Below are 10954 nucleotides of genomic sequence, written 5' to 3' on the forward strand. Positions count from 1 at the left end.
TCATATAGTGTATGGATCGAATGCTGACTCCTTGAGTGGCACCTGCCCATGACATTGGGCAGGTGCCACTGCCCGGCGACGCAAGCCTCGGTCTACGCCTCAGGCGCCATGGCGGGAGCAGGACCAGGGGCACCAACCAGCTTGATCGCGAGCCAGACGCAGATCGGATCGAGCAGGACGCTCATGACGTAGGCGATCGGCCACAGCGCGGGAATCGGGCGCAGCCAGCGATCGACGAACGCCATCCCCATAGCATCCCCAAAGCCGGTCATGATTCCCCAGATGAAGAACGACATGACGACGAGCATGATCGTGATGATCGGCATGTTCCTCGTGAGAAGCCAGTCAGCCGTGCCCCTCTTGGCGCCGATCGATGCCGAGAACTTCTCGCTGATCGGACCAATGGCAAAGATCGTGGCGAACGCAGTGCCTATCAGGGTCCCCCAAGGCACGGCGGTTTGGAGAATCGCCATGCTGATCGGCGAGGCCATGACGATTGGTATAGCGATACTCACGACGATCGAGATGAAGAACGAAACGAAGATGTTGATAGTGAGCCCGAACATAAATTTGCGCATCTCACTTCCCCTTCCGAGCATCCGATTCTATGAGTTAGATGTGCTCTCCCCTACTCCGTCAGGACGGAGTAGGGGACGTGAATGACTACTTGCTAGTGACGTAGACTCTGACCTCGCCGACATTCAGCGCTTCCCGCAGGTCGAGATTCTTGATGACTTTGAGAATGAAGCCGTCCTTCTCGAAAGACAGGGTGTAGAACCCGGGATTCAGCCCGGTGACGTCGAAGTCGCCGTAGTTGTCTGTGACATCCGAGAACGTTGCGCCTGTGACCTGGTGAGTGGCTGTGACCTTCACGCCATCGATGCTGGCATCCCCTGCTGGCGAACAGACCTCCCCGCCCACAAACGGTTTGGGCAGGTTCACGTAGACGACCTGCGGGTCGTTCCCGGTCTCTGCCTTGAGCTGCTCTAGGGGCGCGTAAAGGTTCTCCTCGGTAAGGTCATCAGTGTCTACCCACGACAGAGCGTCGCTGGGGCAGGAGGTGACGCAGCGGGGCTGTTTCCAGCCGTCGTCCAAAAGGTGCGCGCACATGGTGCATTTCTGCGAGATACCGAGCTTGTCGTTTGCATAGATGGCGCCGTACGGGCAGGCGTCATTGCATGCGCCACAACCGGTGCACTTCGTCGGATCGATGATCACGATTCCGTCGTCTCGGCGGTAGATCGCACCCACGGGGCAGACCGTCATGCAGGACGCATTCGCGCACTGCTGACACATGACCGGCGTGCGCTCCATCTTCACGCGTGCGCCGGTGGCGGACTCGTGCTCGCGAATCTGGATCCAGAACTGACTCGGACCTTGGGGTGCTGCGATCGGAGACCAGTCGTTGTCGCAGTGCTCATCCTTGCAGGAGATCTGGCAGTTGCAGCACTGCACGCAGCGCGCCGGATCGACCAAGAGTGTTTTCATGGTTAACCCTTCCTGTTCCACGTGCTGTACTTGCCGGCCCAGCCCTCTGGATACTTCGCCGCAAGGGCGGCGAGATCAGCCTTCTCGACTTCAAAGAGCGTCGAGTTGTAGGCACCGCCGACATGATGGATCGACATCGGACCAGCGTTGGAGAGGCAGTTGCCGTCGCCTCCGCGATCCAGCGAACCGATGGCCGAATCGAGCGGATCGTTCCATGAGCCGTACGTGAGCCAGGAAACGCCAGGAATCAGACGCTCAGTGACCCGCACGCCGGCGAGTACTTCGCCGCGATCGTTGAAGCACCGAACGATGTCACCCTCGACAAGTCCACGTGCGCCAGCGTCGGCCGGAGTCATCCACACTGGCTCGTAGCCGTAGCCGTCTGGTCCGTACACCTTGTAGTTCTCAGTCAGCCACGAGCAGTCGTTGTACTTGCCGTGGAATCTGAATTTCGGATGGGCCATAAGCATCTGCAGTGGGTACTTCGCCTTGAGATCCGTGGAACCGTAGCCCTCTATCTCAGGGATATAGTGCGGCACCGGAGGGATCTGGGCATTGTAGCCATACTTCTCCCAGAGCAGCGTTGAGAAGATCTCGATCTTGCCCGTGGGCGTCTCGCATGGATGCGCCACAGGGTCGGCGTAGAAGCCGGAGAACTGCTTATTTCGCACATAGTTGGGCGGGGCCGGCCATACGTAGTAACCCTTTTCCTTGAAGTCCTCGTACTCCATCGGGATGTTGGTCTTGGCGTACATCTTCTCGAGCAGCGTGTCCTCCGTGTTACCTTCCATGAACTGCTCACCGTAGCCAAGGCGCTGCGCGAGTTCCTCAAAGATCGCCAGGTCCGTCTTGCTCTCGCCACTCGGATCCAAAGAGCGCTGGTGGAAGACAGCTGAGCGCAGGCCGATGTAGGCCGGTGGCACGTACTGACCAACAGATCCAGGCTCAGTAAGATCCTGGCGCTCAAAGATCGTAGTGATCGGAAGAACGAGGTCCGCGTAACGGCAATCGCGATCGAACCACGGAGCCGCGACTACAAACGTCTCGATCTTCTCATTGAGGTAGGCGCGGATGTCGCGTTTGTGATCGGGCGGGTTCGTGAGAGTCGAACCGCGTTGCCACAGGAAGTGAATCTCCGAGCAGCCCGGCGCGGGATAGTCCATCTCCTCGAAGAACATCTCGGGATTGAAGTTGTCGATGTGGCCACCTTGCCAATGCTGGGGCGGATTTTCGACGCAATCGAGGAGTTTCTGGAAAGTGATCTTCTGGGGAACCTGGTTTGGATAGTAGTTCTCGAGGACCACGTTCATGCCGCCGTCGGCGTAACCGGTGGGACCAAGTTGTGTGTGGCCGTCATAGGGACCGCCCAGAGAGAGACCCGTTCCGATGATGTTGACGCCCGGCTTGCCGAGGCCTTGCATGACCTGCAACGTGCCCATCATCCGTGCGAACTCGTGTGCGAACTCGCGGCGGCAGGCGCCACCTTCCATCGCCCACAGAGACGTAGGCTTGGATGCCCACTCTCGGGCGAGTGTGACTATGACGCGTTCTGGAACTCCGCAGATCTTTGATGCCCATTCGGGGGTCTTCGGAGTCGCGTCGTCACTCTCGCCGAGAATGTAGCTCTTGAAGGAGAGGCCCGCAGGAGCTCCGAGGGGCAGGTGCGCCTCGTCGAAGCCCACGGCATGCGTATCGAGATATGCCTTGTCGTATGTTCCCTCGCTGATCCACACATAGGCGATCGCCGCAGCCATTGCGACGTCGGTGCCAGGCCTGATCTGAATCCACTTGTCAGCGGCAAACATGCCCGTCTCATTAAGAAGTGGCTCTATCATGACAACCTTCTTGCCCAGTTCTTTCCAATAGCGCCACGCGCGCGCTGAGTCAACGCCGTTGTAGACGTTGTGGAACATGGGATCGTTGCCCCAGATGACGATGAGTTCGCTTTCCTCAGAGATGTCCTGAAGCGTGTCCTCGGCGGGGGGAAGCCCGTGTCCCATCCAGATCCCCCAAAGGAACGTCGCTCCGCACGCCCAGCCTTCCCATGAGTTCGGGGTGAACTCGCGAAGAGTCGAACCGATCATGTGCCAGAAACGGAAGCTATCGCTGAAGAGATAGTGGAGTGACCCCCACTCAGGATGGGCCGAGAAGCCCTGGCAAAACGCGGAGGGACCATACGTAGCAATGGTTCGCCGCATTTCCTTTTCCATGATGTCATACGCTTCGTCCCACGAGATGCGCTCGTAGCCGCTGGTTCCGCGATTGTGCGCGTTTCGCTCGCCTTCCGGGTTCCAGTCGACGCGCTTCAGCGGGTAGTTCACTCGGTTCTCTGAGTAGTTCATCTGCTTTGCGACCATGCCCCACGGAAGCAGCGGGTGCGTCAGAGGCGGCTTGTAGGTCTTACCGTTCACGTCGATTTGCCAGGAGTCCACCTCCTCCGGCTCGAACTGCATTGGCTCTACACGGATGATTCTGCCATCCGCCACACTGACGAACATTGGGCCGGCGGTAGAACAGGTCGTGTAGCGCTTCACGCCGCCTGCGCCCATGTTCTCGGATGCATTCATACCAATCTCCCTTCGGTGATTCGTACCGTCGCGATCGAGGCTCGAATCCCGTCGGATTCGTCGGAGCGCGCCCAGGCGGCCGTTCCCGGTTCGTACCGCGCTTTGCCTGCCGAGGAAATCATGTAGAATCGGCGACGCGAACGCAGTCCGCTGTGAGTGTGATTTGTATTCGAGGAGACCACGTATGGTCGAGAGCATTACGCCACCGAAACAGCTGAGAGATAGCCATGAGTTTGCCTCGCTGCTTGCCGTCGTCGGATTCGCCTGCTTCTGGGCCTGGATTGCGGTAATCATCCTCGGCGGGCCATTCGGCTCAATGGGCGGGCTCGATTCGTTCGACAAGCTGCTCGTGAGATTTGTGGCCCTCGCAGCGTTTGCGGCGGTCCAGTATGTGACCTACAAATGGATGGTAGGGCGGCTTACATCCGCTACCTCATCGAGGCTGCTGCCCCTCTTCGTCCTTGCCCTTGCGATTCCCGTCCCCGCGATTTCGTCCGGGGGCAGCATTCCGTCATCCATAGCGCTAGCTGTCGGTATTCTCGCTTGGCTCTGCGCGGGAGTGTCTGCTGGAATCCTTATGCTCTTGTGGGGCAATATCTGGAGCACGCTCGACGGTGATCAGGCCGATAATCGGACGTCCGCGATCATCTTGGCCGTCTCAGCTCTGTTCGTTCCGGTGCTGTGCCTCTTCCTGGTCTTCGCGCCCAAGGGCATCGCCTTGGTTGCAGGCTATGCTCTCTACGTCGCTTCTACCGTCCTCTTCGTGATCTGTTCTTCTCGGCTTCCAACCCCAACGCAGATTGACGCCGAGACCTCGCTTCGGCGCCTGAAGCTCTACTCGCGCAGCCGTTTCACGCCCATCACAGCGGGTGTCGCGCTCGGGATCGTCCTCGGCATCTCGGTCGGAACGTTTGGGTCCGAGGATTCATTCGTTCTCTTGCTCGTCGCGATCGCGTTCGGGAGTATCGCGGCGGGAGCCGTTCTTGTGATGCACAAGCAGGTCCCGAAAATCTCGAGTGTGGAACGCATCACATTCCCTGTTCTCGGGGCGGGGCTCCTCCTTCTGCCCTTTGTCAGTGGCGGAGGGCGATGGCTTGTCGTCCTCGTGATACTCGCAGATCTGATCGCGTATCTCATCTTCCACTGGAACGTACTCGTCGCACTCTCCTACCGCTACCATGTGCTGCCGATTTACCATTTCGCGCAGGGAGAAGTGTCGCCTCTTGGCGGACTTGCCGCTGGTTGGGGCGTCGAGACGATTCTCGCGGGACTCGGCATCCCCTCCTCTGGATCCATTCTCGCTACGAGTCTGATTCTCGTATTCGTCCTCATCGTAGAGCCTGCGTTTGTCCCGTATACCTCGGACAAGACCGTCGAACTCACCGACAGAAGCGATCGGCCCAAGAAGACGCTGACTGACGAATCGGGCGGCTACTGGCGCAAGCGTTGCGCAAGAGTTTCGGAGGACCACGGTCTGACCCCGCGCGAAAACGAGGTTTTCGTGCTGCTGGCACGGGGCCGCAATACCGAGGTCATCAGCCGGGAGCTGTTCATCTCGACCCACACCGTAAAGACGCACGTCTATCGCATCTACCGAAAGCTCAATGTGGGGACACAGCAAGAACTCATCAACACGGTGGAACACACCCGACTCGACGAGTAGCGTTTCAGTGAGATCGCATTTCCCCGCCGCGACTTCATTCGGGCGGCCCCGCCAGCCCTACATCGCCGCGCCTTCGAGCGCGTGAGCACACACGCAGTCGCGCAGACTCGGCAGCTCGGGGACTATCGCGAAGATGATCTCTTTCAGGCGCGCGTTGTTCTCGACAAAGACGCGCACGATCTCGTCGTTGGTGACCGGGTGGGCGCCAACGGTGCCGCAGTCGTAGTCGGTGACGATCGAAATGTTGACGTAGCACATCGCGAGTTCACGCGCGAGGTAGACCTCCGGGTACTGTGTCATGTTAATAACCTCCCACCCTGCCGAGGAAAACCACCTCGACTCGGCTTTGGTGGAGAAACGCGGCCCTTGGATCACGACGACAGTGCCGCGCGGATGCACGGTGATGCCGGCCGCTGTGGCCTTTTCGATGGCGATGGCGCGCATCGTTGGGCAATACGGATCTGCCGCGGAGACGTGCATGACTCTCGGCCCATCATAGAAAGTGTCCTTGCGCGCCGAGGTGCGGTCTACGAACTGATCGCACACCACAAAGTGGCCGGGCTCGATTTCGGGCCTGAGCGACCCCGATGCCGTGGGCCCAATGATCTGCGTGACGCCGAGCTCCTTCATCGCCGCGATGTTCGCCCGGTAGTTGATCATGTGCGGCGGGATCGAGTGATCCCTGCCGTGGCGAGCAAGAAACGCTACGCGCCTGCCGGCGACGTCGCCGATTGTGATAGGCGACGAAGGGGCACCGTAGACGGTCTCAACAACGAGTTCGTGGGCATTATCGAGCAGCTCGTAGAAGCCGCTGCCGCCGAAAACGCCGATCTCGGCTTGGGGATACTCAGACACTCTGCTGCTCCTCGCATTCGGTGGGCTGAAGTCCACGATGACACATCGGAACTGGCCGGCACTCGGCCGCATCGGTACAACCGTCGCATTCGGCCTTGAGGCTTGAGGCTACCTCGTCCCATTCAGTCGGGAAGAACCCGAGGTGCGCATAGAATGGCACCGAAGCGCCCCGAGCAACAACTCGGATGCTCCCATGCTGCCTGAGCAGGCCCTCGAGTAGAGCGCTTCCTACTCCCTGCCGCTGGTATCCTGCAGCGACCGCGATGGGGTGCAGCCATACATAACCATCCATCCGGTCAACCCTCGCCACGCCAGCGATCCGGCCTTCGGATTCAGCGACAAGAAACTCAGTTGGCTCGAAGTCGCCACCCATCTCCCACGCATCGAGCAGGCTGTTGATGTCGTCAGCATCTGAAGGCCGACCGGTCCTGATAGCGCATGCCGGTTGTATGCTGGGGTGGCTCATTGTGCGAGCGCTCCCCCGCAGGAGCTGCCTGTACCCGCGGTGCACGCCCAGCAGTGCTCGGCTGTCGAGATCCTCGCGCCGATGAGACGGCGCGCAACCTCGTGCACCGATACGTCTCCCAGCCGCAACGCAGGGTCATCGCAACAGGGCATTTCGAGCACTTGGTTGAAGTCACAGTCGTAGAGGCACCCGTCCCAAGCGACACTCACTTGGTTAAGGCACATGAGGCTTGAGAGCGTATCGGGGTTGAAGGTCGACGCGAGCAGTTGCCGGTAGTCATCCGCTTTGCCATTCTCGTCAAGAAGGTCTGCATAGCGCCCGATCTGCATGTTGGTGATCGTGAACAGGTGATTGAAGACCACCCCTGCCCGATCCCAGAGTTCACGATGGTAATCGGCCTCAAGAGCCGCCTGCGATCCGGGAAGGCTGGCGCCGAGCGGGTTGTAGACCAAGTTCAGGACAAGTCCCGAGCCGTCTACCCCGTAGCCAAGTGCATTCAGACGCCTCAGGGCCTCCATGGACTTCTCGTAGACACCGGGTCCCCTCTGCGCATCGACGTTCTCGGCGGTGTAGCAGGGAAGGCTCGCTACGATCTCGACCTTGTTCTCGGCGAGGAAAGCGGGCAGATCCTCCATGCCGTCCACCAGCATGACCGTGAGGTTGGAACGATCGATGACATGTACTCCGCGCCTCGTCAGCTCCTCGACGAGGAAGCGAAACGAGGGGCACAACTCGGGTGCTCCACCGGTGATGTCCACGGTCTTCGGCACAACCTCGTCAACCAAGTCGAGCACGAGACGGGCAGTCTCCTCGCTCATGGTCTCGGTGCGTGCCGGGCCGGCCTCGACATGGCAGTGGATGCAGGACTGGTTGCACAGGTGCCCCACGTTGACCTGAACCGTGTCCAGCGAGGTGCGCGAAAGTGAGACATCGAGATCCGCGACTATCTCATCGAACGTGGTCGTCTTGTTCTGCCCTTTGTCAGCTGATATGCACATGGCGCTATGAAACCTTCCTGTCAATGTAGTGTCCAAAACGGTCATGTGCGGAGCACAGCAGGATGCTGGCCCGGTCCGGATCCCATCCGTTTTCGAAGCCTTCCTTCGCGCGAGCAACAAGTATGCGTGCCATAAAGAGGACGTGATCTCCGGCATCGATCCGCTGCTCGACCGCGCACTCGATCCACGCGCGGGCCCCTGACAGCCGTGGAGGGGACACGCAGCTCGCTTCCTCGGTGACAAGACCGGCGAGTTCGATCTTGTCGGCACCATGACCGGAGACGTTTCCGCAGACCTCGACGGCCTTCTGCATGGATGTGTCCGCGACGTTGATGACGAATTGGCCGCTCTCCTCGATAAGAGTATGCGTGCGGCTCTTCGGACGAACGCTGATACCCACGAGAGGTGGCGTGTGCGACAGCGGCGTCACCCACGCCACAGCACTCACATCGGGCCGGCCGAGCGCATCGCATGTGGTGATGAGATATACCGGACGCGGATGCAGCAGCGCTGCGATGTCTCGTCCGCCTATGAGTTTCGAAGACTGCAAGCCGGCGGTTCCTTTCCTTACGTGAGAGGAGACAGGTAGATCTTGTTGCGAGAATCCGATATCGCCTTTTTGCCGAGTTCCTCGAGTCCGCGGATGAGTTCGGGCATCCGGGCAACCGGGATACCCATGAACATGAGATCGTCGGAGACATCAGAACTTGCACGGCACCCGTAGCAGCCAAGCGAAATGTTGAGTTCACCGGTCGTGTACGGATATAGCGTCGTCTCGACGCACTGGGCGTTGTAGCCGCTGACATGGAAGTCGAATCTCTTGCCCGTGAAGAAGGATGCAGACATGGCGAGCCACATCATCTGCTCGGGCTGGGCGATAACAGCAATGACATCGGCGGGGTACACAGCATTCGTCAGCGGCGAGACCAAGGTGGCCGCAATCGAACGCGGCTCCAAGTGCGGGCGCTCGGCGCACATCTGCTTCGCAGCCTCGATCGAGGCGAGTTTCTTGAACAGGATGTAGAGCTCCCCGCTCGCGAGTTTGGGCGGTATCTCGGTAAGTCCCAGAATTGCGGTGCCGTCGGGACATGCGTGGCACTTCGCAGACATGAGGAAGGATGCTCCCCGCCTGGCGGCCATGAGCGACTGGCAGTAGCGCAGGCGCTCCTTGGGAGCGGGCACATCCGGCATCGGCGAGCCTTCGGGAATCAGGCTGATCGCCACAGGACTCCAACGCAGTCTCAGCACGCGGGAAAGCGTTTCGGCCCAGGAACGGTAGGTGGCTGCGGTCTCCTCGGCAAGCGGAGGGGCGAACGTGCGAGCCTGCTCGGCGGAGCCACCGGCATCGGAGGTCTCAGTGACGTGGAGCGCTCCGACCGGGCACTGACCCACGCACGTGTCGCACGCCCAACACTCCTCGGGCCGCGCAGCCACAGGCAGGGTGCGCCCGTCGATCTCCTCCATGTCGAAGACGCTTACCGGACAGAACGCCTCACACAACCCACACCCTGTGCAGCGTGCGATATCGAGTTCAATTGCGGGCATCAGATGCACTCCTGCCTTTCGCAGCAAGAAACGGTGGTCATCGAAGCGTTGGTCTCGGCGACAGCCCTACCCCAGGTGGGGTGAAGGCGCGTGCCGCACGTGTTGGTGAGCTGGTAGGAGCAAAACGGAATAAGCCTGCCGTCCTCCATAGCCACAGACATGGAACACTCCCTGATGCGGGCGAGGTCGAAGTTCATGACATCCATGTAGTTCATCACGACGACGGAGAGTCCGCCCTGCGAGGAAAGACCCTTCTTGGCGAGCAGATCGTAGAAGACAGACCCTTGCGGACTCGCGGGGTCATAGTCTTCGACGTACTCGTCCACCGACAACATGCGCGTCACGGGGAGGAATGTCCCGTCCTCCGGAACCAGAAGTGTACCCGTCGTGCATAGAGGATGCGAGGTGCTCAAGGGCCACAGGTCGTAGGGCTCGAGCAGCCCATGGCTTTGCTCGGCGAGCATGAAGACGACATCACCCATGTTGATGGGGACGACCTCTTCGGGCTCAAACCTGCCCGACGTGAATGCGGGCTGGAAAGCAACTCCGACGACCACGTCCGCATTCGCGAGGGCGAAGTCGAGCACGGCCCCCACCTGGTCATGGTTGACGCCGAAGACGACGGCCATAGCCAGCACGACCTGCACACCAGCCTCGCGGCATCGCTCGATTGCTGCGAGCTTGGTGGAGAGGAGCGCACGTCCGCGAATCGTCTCGTAGACGTCGTCGGTGAGTCCGTCGAACTGCAGGTAGACGCCGCTAATACCGGAGTCCCTCAGACTCTCGATGTAGCCCGGCTCGGCGGCGATCCTGACGCCGTTGCTGTTCACCTCAATGGCCTCAAAACCAATGTGCCGACCCATCCTCACAATCTCGGCGAGTTCGTCGCGGACCGTGGGCTCGCCGCCTGTGAGCTGGATGCTCGTCTCCGGTCCGGTTCGGGCCATAGCACCCGCGAACATCGAGCGAAGCGTCTCCATACTGGGGTCGGCAGGGGCTACCCCGGCCGAGACGAAACAGACAGGGCATCTCAGGTTGCACCGCTGCGTGACCTCGATCTCCACCAAAGTGGAGTGGCGCGCATGCGAGGTGCACAGCCCGCAACCGGTTGGACACGGCCGGGTCTGTGGTTGCACAACCCTCGGTGCGACGCCGGGCAACGCAAACCCTTCCACCCAGCGATAGTGCTTCACATCCGGCCATAGGTAGACATCGAAAGACCCGTGCTCGGGACACGATTTCTTCAGATACACGCGGCCATCGCGCTCGACCACGCTTGCTTGGACAACGGTGAGACACACCGGGCACAGGCTCTTGGTGACAGAGATGGTCGTCTCGCCTTGAATGTCTCGCACAGCAGCCGTCTCCATGT

At 60.2% G+C, this 10954-nt stretch carries 10 protein-coding genes; 1 reads left to right on the forward strand and 9 read right to left on the reverse strand.

All coding sequences use genetic code 11. The features are described from left to right. Positions 1-92 precede the first annotated feature (92 nt). The 3 genes from HGA39_03665 to HGA39_03675 form a co-directional block, all read right to left on the reverse strand. Positions 93-578, reverse strand: coding sequence for a hypothetical protein (locus tag HGA39_03665; protein NTW28444.1), 486 nt, complete (start codon positions 576-578; stop codon positions 93-95). Positions 579-663: 85 nt separating this feature from the next. Then, positions 664-1488, reverse strand: a complete 825-nt coding sequence (locus HGA39_03670) for a 4Fe-4S dicluster domain-containing protein (protein NTW28445.1) — start codon at positions 1486-1488, stop codon at positions 664-666. Between the two features lie 2 nt (positions 1489-1490). Beyond that, the gene (locus HGA39_03675) at positions 1491-4055 is read right to left on the reverse strand and encodes a molybdopterin-dependent oxidoreductase (protein NTW28446.1); all 2565 of its coding nucleotides are present in this window, start codon (positions 4053-4055) and stop codon (positions 1491-1493) included. 184 nt (positions 4056-4239) lie between these two features. Here HGA39_03675 and HGA39_03680 point away from each other — a divergent pair, with 184 nt between their 5' ends. After that, a complete protein-coding gene (locus tag HGA39_03680) occupies positions 4240-5718 on the forward strand; it encodes a helix-turn-helix transcriptional regulator (protein NTW28447.1) in 1479 nt (492 codons plus the stop codon). Positions 5719-5775: 57 nt separating this feature from the next. Here the strand turns inward: HGA39_03680 and HGA39_03685 are convergent, their stop codons facing one another. Genes HGA39_03685 through HGA39_03710 form a run of 6 tightly spaced genes read right to left on the reverse strand, consistent with a single transcriptional unit; the run spans position 5776 to position 10952 of the window. Further along, positions 5776-6645: an S-methyl-5'-thioadenosine phosphorylase gene (locus tag HGA39_03685; protein NTW28448.1), complete on the reverse strand. Its 870-nt coding sequence runs from the start codon at positions 6643-6645 to the stop codon at positions 5776-5778. Then, positions 6566-7039, reverse strand: coding sequence for a GNAT family N-acetyltransferase (locus HGA39_03690; protein ID NTW28449.1), 474 nt, complete (start codon positions 7037-7039; stop codon positions 6566-6568). Before HGA39_03690 ends, HGA39_03685 begins: the two co-directional genes overlap by 80 nt. Then, entirely contained in the window at positions 7036-8037 is a 1002-nt protein-coding gene (locus HGA39_03695) for a radical SAM/Cys-rich domain protein (protein ID NTW28450.1), read from the reverse strand. The genes HGA39_03690 and HGA39_03695 overlap by 4 nt, the downstream gene beginning before the upstream one ends. A gap of 4 nt (positions 8038-8041) precedes the next feature. Continuing rightward, positions 8042-8587, reverse strand: coding sequence for a flavin reductase family protein (locus tag HGA39_03700; GenBank protein ID NTW28451.1), 546 nt, complete (start codon positions 8585-8587; stop codon positions 8042-8044). Positions 8588-8604: 17 nt separating this feature from the next. Beyond that, the gene (locus tag HGA39_03705; GenBank protein ID NTW28452.1) at positions 8605-9582 is read right to left on the reverse strand and encodes a 4Fe-4S dicluster domain-containing protein; all 978 of its coding nucleotides are present in this window, start codon (positions 9580-9582) and stop codon (positions 8605-8607) included. After that, positions 9582-10952, reverse strand: coding sequence for a radical SAM protein (locus HGA39_03710; protein ID NTW28453.1), 1371 nt, complete (start codon positions 10950-10952; stop codon positions 9582-9584). The genes HGA39_03705 and HGA39_03710 overlap by 1 nt, the downstream gene beginning before the upstream one ends. Positions 10953-10954 lie beyond the last annotated feature (2 nt).

This window comes from Coriobacteriia bacterium, assembly GCA_013336165.1.
In the GTDB taxonomy this organism is placed as follows: domain Bacteria; phylum Actinomycetota; class Coriobacteriia; order Anaerosomatales; family JAAXUF01; genus JAAXUF01.